Below are 17934 nucleotides of genomic sequence, written 5' to 3'. Positions count from 1 at the left end.
CAGGCGGACCTTCTCGATGGCGGTCTCGCGCGTGAACGGGGGTGCCGGGGGCTTCATCGGCATGCTCTCTCCGTGACGTGAGGGGGATGGCGCTGGCCCTTCCCGATACGACCAAGTGCAGCCCACGGCGGTGCTGATCGCATCTCGGCTGTACCCGGGCCTCTCACCGCCTCCCGCACACGCATTTGGGCATCGCGGATTTCGAGGTCGGTGTCCGGAGGCGAGTCCGGAAACGGTGATGAGCGCCGCCCGGCGGAACACCACCGGGCCATTCCGGCGAACCGGATGCGCAGGACACGGGCCCGGCTGGAAATCGTCCGGAACCCGAGCGTGCGGTTCACCAGCGCCGTGAGTGGCCAGGTGAGGGCCGATGTGTCCGGCGAGGTCGACGCCGTCCAACGCATAACCCGTCCCCAGATTGAGGAAATCGGCCGTCGAATCCAGGGCGACGATGACGGACATCGCCTGTCTCCCGTTGGGCGGGACGTCGGACGACGGCGGTGATGCGTCGCGGACGGGTGCGCCGCCCTTGAGGATTCACCGCCATCGGGGCGCGGCGAAGTGCTTCGCCCTCGGTGAGAAGCACCATGCGACCGTCGGACCGCGGCCGCCCGGACGTCGAGGAAGGGACCTCTGTCGCCTTCAAGCCGTCGAAGGGCTCTGCGGTCCGGTTCGTTCTCTTCCGGCGGCGACCGCATTCCGGGTCGTGCCTTTCCCGGATCTTCGAGGACGCCACCAGCGTCGCACTGCCGCCGGACGCCTCACGGCCCGCGGAAATCGGCGTACGCATCCCCGTCGCGTCGGCGATCAGGAGGCTTCCGGCATGGGGCCCCGGGAATTCCCGGAATGAACCGTCCGGCCGCCACGGAGTCCATGGAAAAGGGCCGGTGGTCAGTTGCCCGCGATGTCCTTCACCGCGACGGACACCGGAGTGTGACCCCCGATCAGCTCCAGGGTCAGCCCGGCCGTCGACGGCGTGTCGAGCAGTTCCGCGAGCACCGCGGCGACGTCGTCGCGGGTCACCGAGCCGTGCCCGGTGGAGGCGGCGAGCCGGACCCGCCCCGTCCCCGGGTCGTTGGTGAGCAGGCCGGGGCGCAGGATCGTCCAGTCCAGGGCGGTGCGGTGGCGTACTTCGGCGTCCGCCGCGCCCTTGGCGCGCAGATAGGCGGCGAAGACGTCGTCGGTGCCGGGGCGGGGGTCGGTGTCGGCACCCATGGCGGAGACCATCAGATAACGGCGTACGCCCGCGCGTTCGGCCGCGTCGGCCAGAAGCACGGCGGCGTCCCGGTCGACGGTCTCCTTGCGGGCGACGCCGCTGCCCGGCCCCGCGCCGGCCGCGAAGACGACCGCGCCCGCGCCGCGCAGCACCTCGGCCACGTCGTTCGCCGAGGCCGCCTCCAGGTCGAGCACGATCGGCTCGGCCCCGGCCTCCCGCAGGGCATCGGCCTGTTCCGGCTTGCGGATGATGCCCGCCACCTCGTCGTCGCGCTCGGCGAGCAGCCGCTCCAGCCGCAGCGCGATCTGTCCATGTCCACCCGCGATCACAGTGCGCATGCCACCGACGCTACGCCCGGCGCGCCGTTCATGCCGGGTCACGGCGGCTCCTCGACTGTCGCGGCAGGTCGAGCGCCAGGGTGTCGGTGTACTCGCGCACCGCGCTGGTCCGGGAGACGACCCGGCCCCGGTGGATGACGATCCGGCTGTACGCGAGGGACAGCGCGCTCTCCAGCCGGTCGGCGCGGACCGCGAGCAGCTCCGCGGGGAAGCCCGCCTCGACCCGCACCTCCGGCAGCCCCATGACGGCGCGGGCGTCCCGGCTCACCGCCTCGTAGGCCTCGCCGGGAGCGCACTCGCCGTGGGAGGCGAGGAGGAAGGCGGCCTCCAGGGGGTCGCCGCGGCCGACCGGGTTGGTCAGGTCGCGCAGCGCGCCGCTGCCCGCGGCGATCCGGACGCCCGCCGCCCGCAGGGTCCGTACCGGCGCGGTGCCGCCGCGGCGCACGGATTCCAGAGCCCCGCAGCCGCCCTGGGGGAGGGCGGTGAGCGAGACCCCGGCGGCGGCGAGCTGCCCGGCGAGGCGGACGGTGGTGTCGTACGGCAGCCGGGCCAGGCCCCCGCAGGGACCGAGGGCCACGCCGGGGCGCAGGCCGCCGGCCATCGCGGCGAGCCGGGAGAGCCGGGCGGGGTCCCCGGCGTCGGTGTGCAGGTCGACGGGGAGGCCGAACTCGGCCGCCACCGAGAGCACGGCCTCCGCGTAGCCGCCGGGGTCGGGGTCGAGGTCGGGGCAGCCGCCCACCACGCCGGCGCCCATCTTCAGGGCGTCGCGGAGCACGGCGAGGCCGTCGGCCCCGGCGGGACCGGTGAGGACACGGGGCACGGCCACGGTCTGCAGGTCGACCAGCCCGCGCAGCGCGCGGCGGGCCTGGAGCGCCGCCTCCAGGGCGCGCAGTCCCTGGACGTCTCCGATGCGGATGTGGGTGCGCACCGCGGTCGCGCCGTGGCCGAGCTGGTGGAGGGCGCCCTCGGTGACCCGGCGCTGCACGTCCTCGGCGTCGTACGAGGGCGGGCCCGCGCAGTCGGCCGTCAGCGCGGTGTCCAGGTGGGCGTGAGGTTCGGCCGGGGCGGGCAGCAGGAGATAGCCGCTCAGGTCGACCCGGGTGCCCTCGTGGAGGCTGCCGGCGGTGCCGACGGCTTCGATGCGCGCTCCGGCCAGGCGCACGTCGACGGTGCGTCCGTCGGCGAGGCGGGCGTCGCAGAGCAGGAGGGCGGGGGCGGGAGCCGCTTCGCCGAGCGGCGGGTCGGTGGGCTGCTGCGGCTGGCTGTCGGTCATCGCGCTCCTCGGGGCCGGAGGCAAGATCACGCGGTTCCGAGCCTAGGGCGCGGTGCCCGGTCCGTCCGGGAAGAGCGAATAGTCGTACTGGTGACGTCAAGTGACGTATGGGACCTGGCGGGTGGGTCGGTGGAGGTGGGGAGCGGTCCGGCGGGTGCCCGCAAGATACGGATTTCACCTTCGGCGGCGGACCGTGTAATGTCTTCCTCGCTCGCCCCAATAGCTCAGTCGGCAGAGCGTCTCCATGGTAAGGAGAAGGTCTACGGTTCGATTCCGTATTGGGGCTCTGATGATCGGATGACCCGCCACCCGGCGGGTGATCTTTTCATCGAAGCGGCGTAGCTCAGTCGGTAGAGCAAGCGGCTCATAATCGCTGTGTCACCGGTTCAAGTCCGGTCGCCGCTACACGCGTAGCCGATTGTGGGATCGGTCCCTCAATCGGCTACTCTTTCCGTGTTCAAACCTTATTGCCGTTCGTCAAGGAGCACTCACGTGGCCGCCACCGACGTCCGCCCGAAGATCACGCTGGCCTGCGTGGAGTGCAAGGAGCGGAACTACATCACCAAGAAGAACCGGCGCAACGACCCGGACCGTCTTGAGATGAAGAAGCACTGCCCGCGCTGCAACGCGCACACCGCGCACCGCGAGACGCGCTGATCCAGGCCGTAAGACCAAGAGGCCGCCCCTGTCACCGGGGGCGGCCTCTTGGCGTTGGCCGGTCGGCCGACGCCGTCAGGGACACGGCGACCCGACGCCGTCGCGCGCATGACGCGACGGCGCGACGACGCGACGACACAGAACACAGTTCCAGGAGGTGCCGATGGCGCTGGACCAGTCCTTCGTGGGGCGGACGTATCCGCCCACCGCTCCCTACGAGGTGGGCAGGGAGAAGATCCGCGAGTTCGCCGAGGCGGTCGGGGACCCGAACCCGGTCTACACCGACCCCGATGCGGCCAAGGCCCTCGGCCACCCGGACGTGATCGCGCCGCCGACCTTCCCCTTCGTGATCACCTACAAGGCCTCGGGGCAGGTCGTCCTCGACCCGGAGCTGGGGCTGGACTACGGCCGGGTGGTGCACGGCGACCAGAAGTTCAGCTACACCCGCCCGGTGCGGGCCGGCGACCGCCTCTCGGTCACGGTCGCCATCGAGGCCATCAAGTCGCTCGCGGGCAACGACGTCATCGACGTCCGCGGCGAGGTCCACGACGAGAGCGGCGAGCACGTGGTGACGGCGCTGATGAAGCTGGTGGCGCGCGCGCCGGAGGGTGAGTGAGCTGATGGCGGCGAAGATCTCCTACGACGACGTCGAGGTCGGCACCGAACTGCCGGCGCGATCCTTCCCTGTGAACCGCGCCACACTCGTGCAGTACGCGGGCGCCTCCGGGGACTTCAACCCGATCCACTGGAACGAGAAGTTCGCCAAGGAGGTCGGTCTGCCGGACGTCATCGCGCACGGCATGTTCACCATGGCCTCGGCGATCCGCGTCGTGACGGACTGGGTGGGCGACCCGGGCGCCGTCGTGGACTACGGGGTGCGCTTCACCAAGCCCGTCGTCGTTCCGAACGACGGTACGGGCGCGCTGATCGAGGTCAGCGCCAAGGTCGCGGCCAAGCTCGACGACGACGAGCGCACCGTCCGGGTGGATGTGACGGCCGTCAGCGCCGGGCAGAAGGTGCTGGGCATGTCGCGCGCGGTGGTCCGGCTGGCATAGCCGTGAGGGCAGGGCGGCGGGGCGTACCGCCGCCCCCTTCTTGCGTCTGCTTGTTATTGACTGATAACTTACTTCGCATGGCAGGCGACAGCATGCGGATGAGCGCGGAGGAGCGCCGCGAGGCGGCGATCCGCGCGGCGATGACGGAGTTCGGCAGAGGTGGCTACAACGGCACCTCCACCGGCGTCATCGCCCAGCGCATGGGTGTGTCGCAGCCGTACCTCTTCCGGCTCTTCCCGAACAAGAAGGCGCTGTTCCTGGCCGCCGCCGCGCGGTGTGTCCAGAGGATCGAGGCGCACTTCGAGAAGGCGGCCGAAGGGCTGGAGGGGGAGCGGGCGTTCGAGGCGATGTGCGGTTCGTACCAGGAGCTCATCGGGGACGGCGACGTCCTGCGGATGCAGCTGCAGATGTATGTGGCCGCCGTCGACGACGAGGAGGTCCGCGAAGCCTGCCGGCGCGGCTGGCTGGGTCTGTGGGACTTCGTCAGGGCGCGCACAGGGGTGGACGACCGCGAGACGGCGGAGTTCTTCGGCACGGGAATGCTCGTGAACGTACTGGTGGCGCTCGGTGTCCCGCAGGACGAGCGCGGCTGGAAGGGGATCGAGGACCTGTATGCCGACCGCTTCCCCGGGAAGGGCTGACGGGTCGCGTCGGCCGTTTCGCGGGGTGCGGCTGTGCCCGCAAAAGTTATTGATCAATAACTAACCAGTTGGGGGAAGATCGTGGAACAGTCATCGCAGGGGGTCAGGCGCGGAGGCGTCGGCTGGGCCCTGGTCATCACCAGCGTCGCCGGTTTCATGGCGGCGCTCGACAATCTGGTCGTCACCACCGCGCTGCCGTCCATCCGGGCGGACCTGGGCGGCGCCCTGGAGGACCTGGAGTGGACGGTGAGCGCCTACACGCTCACCTTCGCCGTCCTCCTGATGTTCGGCGCCGCCCTGGGCGACCGCTTCGGCCGCCGGCGCATGTTCCTCGTCGGCCTCGGCATCTTCTCCGCGGCCTCCGCCGCCGCCGCGCTCGCCCCCGGCATGGGCGAACTCATCGCCGCACGCGCCGTCCAGGGCGTCGGTGCCGCGATCCTCATGCCGCTCACCCTGACACTGCTGTCGGCGGCCGTCCCGCCCGAGCGGCGGGGCATGGTCTTCGGCATCTGGGGAGCCGTCAACGGGCTCGCCGTGGCCGCGGGACCGCTGATCGGCGGCTCGCTCACCGAGCACATCTCCTGGCAGTGGATCTTCTGGGTCAACGTCCCGCTCGGTCTGCTCCTGCTGCCCCTCGCGCGGCTGCGGCTCGCCGAGAGCCGCGGTCCCGACCCACGGCTCGACGCGGTCGGCACGGTGCTCGCCAGCGCGGGCCTGTTCGGCATCGTCTACGCCCTCGTACGCGGCAACGCCGACGGCTGGACCAGCGGCCCGGTCCTCGGCGGGCTCCTCGGCGGCGGCGTGCTGCTGGCCGCCTTCGTCCGGCACGGTGCCCGGGCGCGCAATCCGATCCTGCCGATGCGCCTCTTCCGCAGCCGCGCCTTCGCCGCGATCAACGCCGCCAGCCTGCTGATGTTCCTCGGCATGTTCGGCTCGATCTTCCTGCTCAGCCAGTTCCTCCAAGGCGTCGCGGGCTACTCCCCGACCGAAGCGGGGCTGCGCATGCTCCCCTGGACGGGCATGCCGATGATCGTGGCGCCGATCGCGGGCTTCCTCTCCGACCGCGTCGGCGGCCGTCCGGTCGTCGCCATCGGCCTCGCCCTGCAGGCGCTGGGGCTCGGCTGGTTCGCCGTGGTCGTCGAGCCGGGCGTGTCGTACGCGGCACAGGTGCCGGCGCTGATCGTGAGCGGCATCGGGATGGCGATGTACTTCGCGCCGAGCGCCAACATCGTGATGGGCAGCGTACGGCCGGAGGAGCAGGGCATCGCCTCGGGCGCCAACAACGCCCTCCGCGAGGTCGGCGGGGCCCTCGGGGTGGCGACGCTCGCGGCGGTCTTCTCCGCGCAGGGCGGCTACGAGTCCGCGACGCGGTTCGTGGACGGCCTCACCCCGGCGCTCTGGGTCGGCGCGGCGGCCGTCGCGGTCGGCGCGCTCGCCGCTCTCCTGGTCCCGGGCCGCCGCGCCCCGGGGGCGGCCGGCTCGGTCCCCGTGGCGCGCGAGGCCCTGGTGGACGCGACGCCCTGAAGCCACTCCGGGGCGGTCCCGGCCCGGCCGGGACGGGCGCCGGAACGGGGTGCCTTTCCGGCGGCGCGGGTCTCGTTGCCGTCCGCGGGTAGAGATGGCCGCTTCCACGCCCGCTGCCGGTGGTGGGCGCGCCCGCCGTGACCCGCGTCTGCGGGTCCACGGCAGATCGGGCCCGCTTCCGCCGAATATGTCGGCGAAACAGAGCCCGATCTCGGAAGTCGACTCACCAAGCCCGCTGCGCTGTCGGGGAATCACCCGAAGACGCAGGTTACGGCGGGCGCGCCACCCGCGAAGGGTGGGCGTGGTCACCGGCCGTCTCTACCGGCGGACGGCTACGAGACCGGCACCCCGCAAACAACCGGCCCGCTCCGGAGCCCGAACCGGGCCGCGGATCTCCCGGGCGCCCCGGTCGGGCGCCCGGGAGGCCGTGCGTACCGGGTGCGGCGCGCACGGTTCAGACGGACGCCGCCGGACCCGTACGCGTCCACTCCGCGCCCCGGACGTCGATTTCGAGGTCGCGGTCGTGGACCTCCTCGCCGCAGGTGCGGCAGTACTCGACGGTGTCCACCGGGTGGCCGTCGCGATGCCGGAGGACGACCGGCGGCTCGTCCATGACCCACCTGTCGCCCCACGCCACCAGCGCCCGGATGACCGGTGCGAGGTCACGGCCGGCCCGCGTCAGGTGGTACTCGTACCGCGGCGGCCGCTCGTTGTAGGCGCGCCGTTCGACGATGCCGGACTCCTCCAGCGCGCGCAGTCGGGCGGTGAGGCGGTCGCGCGGAGCGCCCGTGTTGCGGGCGATGGCGTCGAAGCGCCGGTTGCCGAACAGGATCTCGCGGACCGCGAGGAGGGCCCACTTCTCGCCGACGACGGAGAGCGCCGCGGCGGCGGAGCAGGGGCGTCCCGGCAGCGGGGGCACAGGTGTGGTCGGACTCACCCGCCCAGTTTCACATGGCTGTGTGATTTCGAACCGACTCGCCCTAGCCTTGTCATCGTTCATAGTTTGAAAATCAAACCGACACGCTCCATTCGCAGGAGGCGAGAACGTCATGCGTGACGCCGTCATCGTCGAAGCCGTCCGCACCCCCATCGGCAAGGGCAAGCCGGGCGGGGCGCTCGCCGGGACGCACCCGGTGGAACTGCTCGCCCACACCCTGGGGGAGCTCGTCACGCGCAGCGGGATCGACCCGGCGCTCGTCGACGACGTCATCGGCGGCACCGTCGACCAGGTCGGCGAGCAGGCCATGAACACCACCCGCTGGGCCTGGCTCTCGGCCGGCTTCCCCGACTCCGTCCCCGCGACCACCGTCGACCGCCAGTGCGGCTCCTCCCAGCAGGCCGTGCACTTCGCCGCGCAGGGCGTCATCGCCGGCGCGTACGACGTCGTCGTCGCCTGTGGCGTGGAGTCGATGAGCCGTGTGCCCATGTGGTCCAACGTGCCCCCGGGCGCCGACCCGTTCGGCCCCGGCGTCGCGGAGCGCTTCCCGGGCGGACTCGTGCCGCAGGGCGTCAGCGCGGAGCTGATCGCCGCCAAGTGGTCGCTGAGCCGCGGGGCGATGGACGCCTTCGCCGCGGAGTCGCACCGCAAGGCCGCCGCCGCGTGGGCGGCCGGCGCCTTCGACGCCGAGGTCGCGCCGCTCGCCGGGCTCGCCACGGACGAGTCCGTACGTCCCACGACCACCCCGGAGATCCTCGCCGGGCTGCGCCCCGCCTTCGCCGACCCCGGCTACGCGGAGCGCTTCCCGCAGATCGACTGGTCGGTCACCGCCGGCAACAGCAGCCCGGTCAACGACGGCGCCTCCGCCGTGCTGATCACCAGCAGCGAGACCGCCGAGCGCCTCGGGCTGCGCCCGCTCGCCCGGCTGCACAGCTTCGCGGTCACCGGCTCGGACCCGCTGCTGATGCTGACCGGCGTCATCCCGGCCACCGAGCGCGTCCTGCGCCGCGCCGGGCTCGACCTGGCCGACATCGACCTCTTCGAGGTCAACGAGGCCTTCGCGAGCGTCGTCCTCGCCTGGCTCCAGGAGACCGGCGCGGACCCCGCCAAGGTCAACGTCAACGGCGGCGCCATCGCCCTGGGCCACCCGCTCGGCGCCAGCGGCACACGGCTGATGACCACCCTCGTCCACGCCATGCGGGCGCGCGGCGCCCGGTACGCCCTGCAGACCATGTGCGAGGCGGGCGGCCTGGCCAACGCGACGATCCTCGAGGCGCTCTGAGCGCACGGGGCGGGCGGCCCCTGGACGAGGCCGTCCGCCCCGTACCCTGAATGCCGTGCACGTACTCCACGACGCCCCGCTCGCGCCCCTGACCACCTTCCGCCTGGGCGGCCCCGCCACCCGTCTGGTCACGGCGACCACGGACGCCGAGGTCGTCGAGGCCGTCCGCGAGGCGGACGCGGCCGGGACGCCGCTGCTGGTCATCGGCGGCGGCAGCAACCTCGTGATCGGCGACCAGGGCTTCGCGGGGACCGCGCTGCGCGTCGCCACGCGCGGCTTCGAGCTGCGCGGTACCGAGCTGGAGCTCGCCGCGGGCGAGGTGTGGACGGACGCCGTCGCCCGCACCGTCGAGGCGGGCCTGGCGGGAGTCGAGTGCCTGGCCGGCATCCCGGGCTCCGCCGGGGCGACGCCGATCCAGAACGTGGGCGCGTACGGCCAGGAGGTGTCCAGCACGATCACCGAGGTGATCGCGTACGACCGGACCACGGGCGAGACCGTCGCCCTGGACGGCGCCGAATGTGCCTTCTCCTACCGCCACAGCCGCTTCAAGGCGGACCCCGCGCGCTATGTGGTGCTGCGCGTCCGCTTCGCCCTGGAGGACGCCGGGGGCCTGTCCGGTCCGGTGAAGTACGCGGAGGTGGCCCGCGCCCTCGGTGTGGAGGCGGGCGACCGGGTGGCCCTGGGCACCGTCCGCGAGACGGTGCTGAAACTGCGCTCGGGCAAGGGCATGGTGCTCGACCCGGAGGACCACGACACCTGGTCGGCGGGCTCCTTCTTCACCAACCCCGTCCTCACCGAGGCCGGGTACGCGGACTTCCTCACCCGGGTCCACGACCGCCTCGGTCCGGACGCCACGCCCCCCGCCTACCCCGCGGGCGACGGCCACATCAAGACCTCCGCCGCCTGGCTGATCGACCGGGCGGGCTTCGCCAAGGGCTACGGCACCGGCCCCGCCCGCATCTCCACCAAGCACACCCTCGCCCTGACCAACCGGGGCGCGGCCACGACGGCCGACCTGCTCGCCCTTGCCCGCGAGGTCGTCGAGGGCGTCCGCGCGGCCTTCGGGATCACGCTGGTCAACGAGCCGGTGACGGTCGGCGTCAGCCTCTAGCAGCTCCAGGCCGGGCCAGGCCGCTGCGGGCCCCTCGGCTCACCGCCGTGGCCCGGCCGGCCGGTACGCCTCCCGGACCGCCTGCACACCGCCGCCTCACAGCCGCCACGCCGCCGGTCACCGCGAGCACCGCGTGTGCCAGGCCGGCCCGCGCGGAGCGCCGCAACGGGCCCATCCGGGCGGACGCCGACCCCAAGGCGGCGGGCGCGCCGCCGCCGGGCGTCCGGCACCGGTGTGGCTGCCTCGCCCGCTGTCCGGGCGAACCCGTGGACGACCGGTCGCCGGACGCGTTCGCGGGCACGTACGCCCGCGCCGTCCCGGCCGGGATCAGCCGCCGAGCCAGTCCTCGATCCCCGCCAGCAGCTTGGTCCGCACGCCCTCCGGCGCCGCGGAACCGCGCACCGACTGACGGGCCAGTTCGGCCAGTTCCTCGTCGGTGAAACCGTGTGCGTCCCGGGCCACTTCGTACTGCGCGGCGAGCCGTGAGCCGAACAGCAGCGGGTCGTCCGCGCCCAGCGCCATCGGCACCCCGGCGTCGAAGAGGGTGCGCAGCGGGACCTCCTGGGGCCGGTCGTAGACGCCCAGGGCCACATTGGACGTGGGACACACCTCGCAGGTGACGCCCCGCTCGGCGAGCTTCGCCATCAGCCGCGGGTCCTCGGCGGCCCGTACGCCGTGCCCGACGCGGCTGGCGTGCAGGTCGTCCAGGCAGTCGCGGACGCTGCCCGCGCCCGCCAGCTCGCCGCCGTGCGGCGCCGCCAGCAGCCCGCCCTCCCGGGCGATGGCGAAAGCCCGGTCGAAGTCCCTGGCCAGCCCCCTGCGCTCGTCGTTGGACAGCCCGAAGCCGACCACCCCGCGGTCCGCGTAGCGCACCGCGAGCCGTGCCAGCGTGCGGGCGTCCAGGGGGTGCTTGGTGCGGTTGGCGGCGACGAGCACGGCCATGCCCACACCGGTGTCCCGGGAGGCGGTCTCCACCGCGTCCAGGATGATCTCCAGCGCCGGGATCAGCCCGCCCAGGCGGGGCGCGTACGAGGTGGGGTCGACCTGTATCTCCAGCCACCCCGAGCCGTCGCGGGCGTCCTCCTCGGCGGCCTCCCGCACCAGGCGCCGGATGTCGTCGGGGGAGCGGAGCACGGACCGCGCGATGTCGTACAGGCGCTGGAAGCGGAACCAGCCGCGCTCGTCGGTGGCGCGCAGCTTGGGCGGCTCACCCGAGGTCAGCGCTTCGGGGAGGTGCACTCCGTACTTGTCGGCGAGCTCCAGCAGGGTCGCGGGCCGCATCGAGCCGGTGAAGTGCAGGTGGAGGTGCGCCTTGGGGAGGAGGGATACATCGCGTGCCATTCACAGATCCTGCCGCACCGGCGGGGGGTGCCGGTACCGCTTTCCCGTGCTTTCCCCGAACGAGCGCTTGCCCGCACACACACGCGGGGCCCCGGACCGATCGGTCCGGGGCCCCGCGGGGCGGTTCGGCCGGGCTCGCTCAGGCCTTGGCCTCGCCCAGCAGCTTCTGCAGCCGGGAGACGCCCTCGACCAGGTCCTCGTCGCCGAGCGCGTACGAAAGGCGCAGGTAGCCGGGGGTGCCGAAGGCCTCGCCCGGGACCACGGCGACCTCGGCCTCCTCCAGGATCAGCTCCGCGAGCTCCACCGAGCTCTGCGGCCGCTTGCCGCGGATCTCCTTGCCGAGCAGGCCCTTGACCGACGGGTAGGCGTAGAACGCGCCCTCCGGCTCCGGGCAGACGACGCCGGGGATCTCGTTGAGCATCCGCACGATGGTCTGGCGGCGGCGGTCGAAGGCCTTCCGCATCTCGGCCACGGCCACCAGGTCGCCGGAGACGGCGGCCAGGGCGGCGACCTGCGCGACGTTGCTCACGTTCGAGGTGGCGTGCGACTGCAGGTTGGTGGCGGCCTTGACGACGTCCTTGGGGCCGATGATCCACCCCACGCGCCAGCCGGTCATGGCGTAGGTCTTGGCGACGCCGTTGACGACCACGCACTTGTCGCGCAGCTCGGGGAAGAGCGCGGGCAGCGAGACCGCGGCGGCGTCGCCGTAGACCAGGTGCTCGTAGATCTCGTCGGTCAGCACCCACAGGCCGTGCTCGACGGCCCAGCGGCCGATCGCCTCGGTTTCGGCCTCCGTGTAGACGGCGCCGGTCGGGTTGGACGGCGACACGAAGAGCACGACCTTGGTCTTCTCCGTGCGGGCCGCCTCCAGCTGCTCGACGGAGACCCGGTAACCGGTCGTCTCGTCGGCGACCACGTCGACCGGGACACCGCCGGCCAGGCGGATCGACTCCGGGTAGGTCGTCCAGTACGGCGCGGGGACGATGACCTCGTCGCCCGGGTCGAGGATCGCGGCGAACGCCTCGTAGATGGCCTGCTTGCCACCGTTGGTGACCAGGATCTGGGAGGCGTCGACCTCGTAGCCGGAGTCGCGCAGGGTCTTGGCGGCGATCGCGGCCTTCAGCTCCGGCAGGCCGCCGGCCGGGGTGTAGCGGTGGAACTTCGGATTGCGGCACGCCTCCACCGCGGCCTCGACGATGTAGTCGGGCGTCGGGAAGTCGGGCTCGCCGGCTCCGAAGCCGATGACCGGTCGCCCGGCTGCCTTGAGGGCCTTGGCCTTGGCGTCCACGGCGAGCGTCGCGGACTCGGAGATCGACCCGATGCGGGCCGACACGCGTCGTTCAGTTGCAGCGGTCATGCCTGCATCGTCGCAGACCCGGCGGGCCCCGAGCACACGAGTTCACGTTCCGGGCACAACCGTGCGCAACCGCGCCGAACCGCGCCGAACACGCAACGCATTCGACGCCCGGGCCGTGAACACGTACACTCATCCGTCGATGGCCCCCGCGAGCTGATCTTGGCCGCACACATCGTGCAGCCGCTCGGATGCGGTAAGTTGGGGGGCACCCAAAGGGTCGTAGCTCAATTGGTAGAGCACTGGTCTCCAAAACCAGCGGTTGGGGGTTCGAGTCCCTCCGGCCCTGCTACAAGCAGGCACACGCTTTGAGGATTGTTTCGGCAAACGACCCGGATTCAGGTGAGGACCGAGTGACGGAAGCCCTGGGCTCCACCGCGACACCTGAGAGTGGTCGTCCCGACAGTGAATCCGAGGACGCCACCTCCAAGAAGCCCCGCCGCGGCGGCAAGCGCGGCAAGAAGGGCCCCCTGGCGCGCCTCGCGCTCTTCTACCGCCAGATCGTCGCGGAGCTCCGCAAGGTCGTCTGGCCCACGCGCAGCGAGCTGATCACGTACACCAGCGTGGTGATTGTCTTCGTTGTGGTCATCATCGCGCTCGTTACCGTGATTGACTGGGGATTCAACAAGGGCGTCTCGTACGTCTTCGGGTGATTCCTCCCGCGGAGGGCGCCCGTGGCGCCCGACCGCCTGTTCCACATCGTGAAGGAAGAAGCAGCGACCGTGTCTGACCCGAACCTGTACGACGCCGACGAGACCGTCGAGGGCGACGACACCGCGCTCGACATCGTCGAGGCAGCCGACGGCGACATCGACCAGGCGGAGGCTGCAGACGAGGCCGCCGGCGAGCCCGCCGAGGAGGCCGCCGTCCAGGTCGTCGACGAGGACGAGGACGAGCTCACGGGTGGGGAAGCCGCGGAGGAGCAGGCCCCGGTGGATCCGGTCGCCGCCTTCCGCGAGGAGCTGCGCGTCCTGCCCGGCGAGTGGTACGTCATCCACACCTACGCCGGCTACGAGAACCGCGTGAAGTCCAACCTGGAGCAGCGCGCCGTCTCGCTGAACGTCGAGGACTACATCTACCAGGCCGAGGTGCCCCAGGAAGAGGTCGTCCAGATCAAGAACGGCGACCGCCGCACCGTCCGCCAGAACAAGCTGCCCGGCTATGTGCTGGTGCGCATGGACCTGACGAACGAGTCCTGGGGCGTCGTCCGCAACACCCCCGGCGTCACCGGCTTCGTCGGCAACGCCTACGACCCGTACCCGCTGACGCTGGACGAGGTCACCAAGATGCTGGCTCCGGAGGTCGAGGAGCAGGCTGCGGCCGCCGGCGAGGGCGGCGAGGGCGCCGCGCCGAAGCGCAAGGTCGAGGTCCAGGTGCTGGACTTCGAGGTGGGCGACTCGGTCACCGTCACCGACGGCCCCTTCGCGACGCTGCAGGCCACGATCAACGAGATCAACCCGGACTCGAAGAAGGTCAAGGGCCTCGTCGAGATCTTCGGTCGCGAGACCCCGGTCGAGCTCAGCTTCGACCAGATCCAGAAGAACTAGTCGAACGATCATCCGCGAGGGCCCCTGCCCAACGGCTTCCCGTTGAGCAGGGGCCCTCGCGCGTGCGGACGGCCACCGGGCCGCCGGAAGGGCCACCGGACGCCGCCCCGCAGGGCGCTGCGCGACGAGGGCCCCGGCGCGGGCGTGGCGCCGTGCGGACGCCCCCACTCCGGCTTCCCGTCGCGCATCGGTGGCCCCGGCTCCCCGGCGGCCCGGGGTGGCGTGGGCCGATCGCGGCGGCTTCGGGAGGCGGTGCCGACGGCGCTCCGCGCGGGTCGCGCTCCCTGTCTGACCTGCCCGGTTTCAGGGCTTGCCGCAATACCCGCTATCGTGGTGCGGTATGCCTGCTCGCAGGCAGGAAAACTCTCACTAGGACCCGGAGAGAGCACATGCCTCCCAAGAAGAAGAAGGTCACGGGGCTTATCAAGCTCCAGATCAACGCTGGTGCGGCCAACCCGGCCCCGCCGGTGGGCCCGGCGCTGGGTCAGCACGGCGTCAACATCATGGAGTTCTGCAAGGCCTACAACGCGGCCACCGAGTCGCAGCGTGGCTGGGTGATCCCGGTGGAGATCACGGTCTACGAGGACCGCTCCTTCACCTTCATCACCAAGACCCCGCCGGCCTCGCGGATGATCCTCAAGGCCGCGGGTGTGGAGAAGGGCTCCGGCGAGCCGCACAAGACCAAGGTCGCGAAGCTTACGCGTGACCAGGTCCGCGAGATCGCCACGACCAAGCTGCCCGACCTCAACGCGAACGACCTGGACGCCGCCGAGAAGATCATCGCCGGCACCGCGCGTTCCATGGGCATCACGGTCGAGGGCTGACCACACCACCAGCAGTTCCGTGGCAGGGCCTGCTCGGCCCGCACCACGACTCCTCAGGACACACAGGAGCAGTAGTGAGCAAGCGCAGCAAGTCTCTCCGCGCTGCGGACGCCAAGATCGACCGGGAGCGTCTGTACGCGCCCCTCGAGGCCGTCCGTCTCGCCAAGGACACCTCCACCAGCAAGTTCGACGGCACCGTCGAGGTGGCCTTCCGTCTGGGCGTCGACCCGCGCAAGGCCGACCAGATGGTCCGTGGCACCGTGAACCTTCCGCACGGCACCGGTAAGACCGCCCGGGTCCTGGTCTTCGCGACCGGTGACCGTGCCGAGGCCGCGCGTGCCGCGGGCGCCGACATCATCGGCGCCGACGAGCTCATCGACGAGGTCGCGAAGGGCCGTCTGGACTTCGACGCCGTCGTCGCCACCCCGGACCTCATGGGCAAGGTCGGCCGTCTCGGCCGCGTCCTCGGCCCCCGTGGTCTGATGCCGAACCCGAAGACCGGCACCGTCACCCCCGACGTGGCCAAGGCCGTCACCGACATCAAGGGCGGCAAGATCGAGTTCCGCGTCGACAAGCACTCGAACCTGCACTTCATCATCGGCAAGACCTCGTTCGGTGAGCAGCAGCTGGTCGAGAACTACGGCGCCGCGCTGGACGAGATCCTTCGTCTGAAGCCGTCCGCCGCCAAGGGTCGCTACATCAAGAAGGCCGCCATCAGCACCACGATGGGCCCCGGCATCCCGGTCGACCCGAACCGCACCCGCAACCTCCTCGTCGAGGAGGACCCGGCCGCCGTCTGACCGGGTCGGGCCCCACGGGCCCGTGTGCTGTGAACCGGCCCCGCGCCTCTTCCGAGGCGCGGGGCCGGTTTTTTTCGCACGACGGTGTCAGTGCGGTGCGTTAACGTGACAAGCGGTTACATCGCGGGGTCACAGACGACGAACAGCATGGGGTGGGGATTCATGAGCGTGTCCGCAGCGAAGCGTGTGGGGGCCGGTCTGGCGGTCGTGGCCGTCGTGATCGGGCTCGCGGGCTGCGACGACGGCGACCGGGGCGGCAAGAAGCGGAAGAAGGCCGACGCGCCCCACTCCGCGGTGCAGTCCCAGGGCAAGATCGCCGAGATCATCCAGGCCGCCTTCAGGAAGACCTCGGAGGCCAAGTCCGCCAAGGTCCGCATGACGGTCAGCACGCCGGCCGGCGTGGAGGGCGGCGGCACCATGGAGGTGACCGGCGTGCAGGGGTGGGATCCGGCGGTCATGGACTTCACCGTGAAGGGCTCCGCCCTCGCGGCCGCCGGCCCGGACGCCCCGTCCGAGATGCGCATGATCATGGTCCACGACGTCATGTACATGGACGTGGGGGCGATGCAGGCCGCCGAGATGGGCGGCAAGCGCTGGATGAAGCTGGACTTCAAGGCCGCGGCCGAGGCGAGCGGCAGCGAGGCGATGCGGAAGCAGATGAGCGGCAGCCTGGGGAACCTGAACCAGGATCCGTCCGAGCAGCTCGCCCTGCTGCTCCAGTCGCCCAACCTGAAGCACGTCGGGGCGGAGAAGGTCGGCGGCGCCGAGACGGACCACTACAAGGGCACGCTGACGTTCGCGGAGATGGTCGACGCCAACAAGGCCGCCGACCTGCTCTCCGCGAAGCAGCGCGCGGCGGTGATCGCCAACGCCGAGAAGGCGGGCATCAAGGGGTACGACACCGAGATCTGGGTCAACGGGGACCACTACCCGGTGAAGATGGTCGTGGGGATGAGGATGCCCGAGGGCACGGTGCGGATGACGGCCCGCTACTCCGACTACGGCACCGCAGCCACGGTCGAGGCCCCGCCGGCGAAGGACACCGTCGACCTCTTCGCGATGCTGAAGGACATGAAGGCGGCCGGCTGACGCCGGGCGACGCCGCGAGTCAGGGGCAGGGCGGCCCGTGCAGCCCGTGCTGACCTGCCCCGACACCGGATTTGCCTGGCGCCGACCCGTTCGCGTACTCTTCGACAGAAGCCAAAGACCGCTGGTTGTTGTCGTGCTCGCGAGGGTGCGGCAGCCGAAGGATCCGCTGAATGCGGACGGCCCGCGCAGGTGACAGTGGAATGCACTCCCGGGATCGCGCAAGCGGTTCTGGTCGAGTCACGCCCCGTGCGCCTGCGCCGGGGCGTTTGTTTTGCCCGGCCCCTTCCCGTGCGGTCCGAATCACCCGGAAGGAGGCCGAGGCTCTATGGCGAGGCCCGACAAGGCCGGTTCGGTTGCCGAGCTGACGGACAAGTTCCGCAGCTCCAACGCCGCCGTGCTGACCGAGTACCGCGGTCTCACCGTGGCGCAGCTCAAGACGCTGCGTCGTTCGCTCGGTGAGAACGCCACGTACGCCGTGGTGAAGAACACGCTGACCAAGATCGCGGCCAACGAGGCCGGGATCACCCAGCTGGACGACCTGTTCGCGGGTCCGACGGCTGTCGCCTTCGTCACCGGTGACCCGGTGGAGTCGGCGAAGGGTCTCCGTGACTTCGCCAAGGAGAACCCGAACCTCATCATCAAGGGCGGTGTGCTTGACGGCAAGCCGCTGTCCGCCGATGAGATCAAGAAGCTCGCGGACCTCGAGTCCCGCGAGGTGCTGCTCGCCAAGCTGGCGGGTGCCATGAAGGCCAAGCAGGGCCAGGCCGCTGCTGTCTTCCAGGCCCTGCCGTCGAAGCTCGTCCGCACCGTGGAAGCGCTGCGCGCGAAGGCCGAGCAGGGCGGTGCCGGTACGCCGGCTCCCGCCGAGGACGCGGAGTAACCACTCCCGTGCTCTAGCGGGCCCGTACGCCCGCCGACATGTACATCCGGCACCAGCCGAATTAG

18 protein-coding genes and 3 tRNA genes are annotated in these 17934 nt (G+C 71.5%); 16 read left to right on the top strand and 5 right to left on the bottom strand.

The genetic code is table 11. The annotated features are described in order from the left end of the window. Window positions 1-891: 891 nt before the first annotated feature. Window positions 892-1554: an NAD(P)H-binding protein gene (locus AB0F62_RS20710; RefSeq protein WP_361800726.1), complete on the bottom strand. Its 663-nt coding sequence runs from the start codon at window positions 1552-1554 to the stop codon at window positions 892-894. Between the two features lie 28 nt (window positions 1555-1582). Next, window positions 1583-2827, bottom strand: coding sequence for an amidohydrolase family protein (locus tag AB0F62_RS20705; RefSeq protein ID WP_361800723.1), 1245 nt, complete (start codon window positions 2825-2827; stop codon window positions 1583-1585). Window positions 2828-3040: 213 nt separating this feature from the next. On the opposite strand from AB0F62_RS20705, the gene AB0F62_RS20700 reads away from it, so the two are divergent. From AB0F62_RS20700 to AB0F62_RS20670, 7 genes are all read left to right on the top strand, one after another. Continuing rightward, window positions 3041-3113, top strand: a tRNA-Thr gene (locus AB0F62_RS20700). Window positions 3114-3159: 46 nt separating this feature from the next. After that, window positions 3160-3232: transfer RNA gene (locus AB0F62_RS20695), tRNA-Met, on the top strand. Window positions 3233-3319: 87 nt separating this feature from the next. Next, the gene (gene rpmG, locus AB0F62_RS20690; RefSeq protein WP_004571794.1) at window positions 3320-3484 is read left to right on the top strand and encodes a 50S ribosomal protein L33; all 165 of its coding nucleotides are present in this window, start codon (window positions 3320-3322) and stop codon (window positions 3482-3484) included. 163 nt (window positions 3485-3647) lie between these two features. Next, window positions 3648-4100, top strand: coding sequence for a MaoC family dehydratase N-terminal domain-containing protein (locus AB0F62_RS20685; RefSeq protein WP_361800720.1), 453 nt, complete (start codon window positions 3648-3650; stop codon window positions 4098-4100). Window positions 4101-4104: 4 nt separating this feature from the next. Continuing rightward, window positions 4105-4539, top strand: a complete 435-nt coding sequence (locus AB0F62_RS20680; protein ID WP_361800717.1) for a MaoC family dehydratase — start codon at window positions 4105-4107, stop codon at window positions 4537-4539. 77 nt (window positions 4540-4616) lie between these two features. Further along, window positions 4617-5180: a TetR/AcrR family transcriptional regulator gene (locus AB0F62_RS20675; protein WP_361800714.1), complete on the top strand. Its 564-nt coding sequence runs from the start codon at window positions 4617-4619 to the stop codon at window positions 5178-5180. Between the two features lie 81 nt (window positions 5181-5261). After that, on the top strand, window positions 5262-6704 hold the full coding sequence (locus tag AB0F62_RS20670; protein ID WP_361800711.1) for a DHA2 family efflux MFS transporter permease subunit: 1443 nt from the start codon (window positions 5262-5264) through the stop codon (window positions 6702-6704). Window positions 6705-7158: 454 nt separating this feature from the next. On the opposite strand, the gene AB0F62_RS20665 is transcribed toward AB0F62_RS20670, so the two are convergent. Beyond that, entirely contained in the window at window positions 7159-7641 is a 483-nt protein-coding gene (locus AB0F62_RS20665; RefSeq protein ID WP_361800708.1) for a helix-turn-helix domain-containing protein, read from the bottom strand. A gap of 112 nt (window positions 7642-7753) precedes the next feature. Between AB0F62_RS20665 and AB0F62_RS20660 the strand changes: the two genes are divergently transcribed. After that, window positions 7754-8923: a thiolase family protein gene (locus AB0F62_RS20660; RefSeq protein ID WP_361800705.1), complete on the top strand. Its 1170-nt coding sequence runs from the start codon at window positions 7754-7756 to the stop codon at window positions 8921-8923. Between the two features lie 55 nt (window positions 8924-8978). Beyond that, window positions 8979-10034, top strand: coding sequence for a UDP-N-acetylmuramate dehydrogenase (locus AB0F62_RS20655; protein ID WP_361800702.1), 1056 nt, complete (start codon window positions 8979-8981; stop codon window positions 10032-10034). Between the two features lie 327 nt (window positions 10035-10361). Here the strand turns inward: AB0F62_RS20655 and AB0F62_RS20650 are convergent, their stop codons facing one another. Both AB0F62_RS20650 and AB0F62_RS20645 read right to left on the bottom strand, forming a co-directional pair. Beyond that, a complete protein-coding gene (locus AB0F62_RS20650) occupies window positions 10362-11375 on the bottom strand; it encodes an adenosine deaminase (RefSeq protein ID WP_361800699.1) in 1014 nt (337 codons plus the stop codon). Window positions 11376-11514: 139 nt separating this feature from the next. Next, window positions 11515-12732, bottom strand: coding sequence for a pyridoxal phosphate-dependent aminotransferase (locus tag AB0F62_RS20645; protein WP_361800696.1), 1218 nt, complete (start codon window positions 12730-12732; stop codon window positions 11515-11517). Between the two features lie 213 nt (window positions 12733-12945). Here AB0F62_RS20645 and AB0F62_RS20640 point away from each other — a divergent pair. The 7 genes from AB0F62_RS20640 to rplJ all read left to right on the top strand — a co-directional run bounded on the left by AB0F62_RS20640 (window position 12946) and on the right by rplJ (window position 17869). After that, window positions 12946-13018, top strand: a tRNA-Trp gene (locus tag AB0F62_RS20640). A 64-nt stretch (window positions 13019-13082) separates the two neighbouring features. After that, window positions 13083-13382 (top strand): preprotein translocase subunit SecE, encoded by a 300-nt coding sequence (secE, locus tag AB0F62_RS20635; protein ID WP_361800693.1) that lies wholly within the window; start codon window positions 13083-13085, stop codon window positions 13380-13382. A 69-nt stretch (window positions 13383-13451) separates the two neighbouring features. Beyond that, the gene (nusG, locus tag AB0F62_RS20630) at window positions 13452-14276 is read left to right on the top strand and encodes a transcription termination/antitermination protein NusG (RefSeq protein WP_361800690.1); all 825 of its coding nucleotides are present in this window, start codon (window positions 13452-13454) and stop codon (window positions 14274-14276) included. 389 nt (window positions 14277-14665) lie between these two features. After that, window positions 14666-15100, top strand: a complete 435-nt coding sequence (gene rplK, locus AB0F62_RS20625; protein ID WP_319135229.1) for a 50S ribosomal protein L11 — start codon at window positions 14666-14668, stop codon at window positions 15098-15100. Window positions 15101-15174: 74 nt separating this feature from the next. Next, window positions 15175-15900: a 50S ribosomal protein L1 gene (gene rplA, locus AB0F62_RS20620; protein WP_361800685.1), complete on the top strand. Its 726-nt coding sequence runs from the start codon at window positions 15175-15177 to the stop codon at window positions 15898-15900. Between the two features lie 162 nt (window positions 15901-16062). Then, window positions 16063-16989, top strand: coding sequence for a hypothetical protein (locus AB0F62_RS20615; RefSeq protein WP_361800682.1), 927 nt, complete (start codon window positions 16063-16065; stop codon window positions 16987-16989). 325 nt (window positions 16990-17314) lie between these two features. Then, the gene (gene rplJ / locus AB0F62_RS20610; protein WP_018558859.1) at window positions 17315-17869 is read left to right on the top strand and encodes a 50S ribosomal protein L10; all 555 of its coding nucleotides are present in this window, start codon (window positions 17315-17317) and stop codon (window positions 17867-17869) included. Window positions 17870-17934 lie beyond the last annotated feature (65 nt).

This window comes from Streptomyces sp. NPDC026673, assembly GCF_040638135.1.
In the GTDB taxonomy this organism is placed as follows: Bacteria; Actinomycetota; Actinomycetes; order Streptomycetales; family Streptomycetaceae; genus Actinacidiphila.
This window is presented reverse-complemented; position numbering and strand designations above follow the sequence as displayed.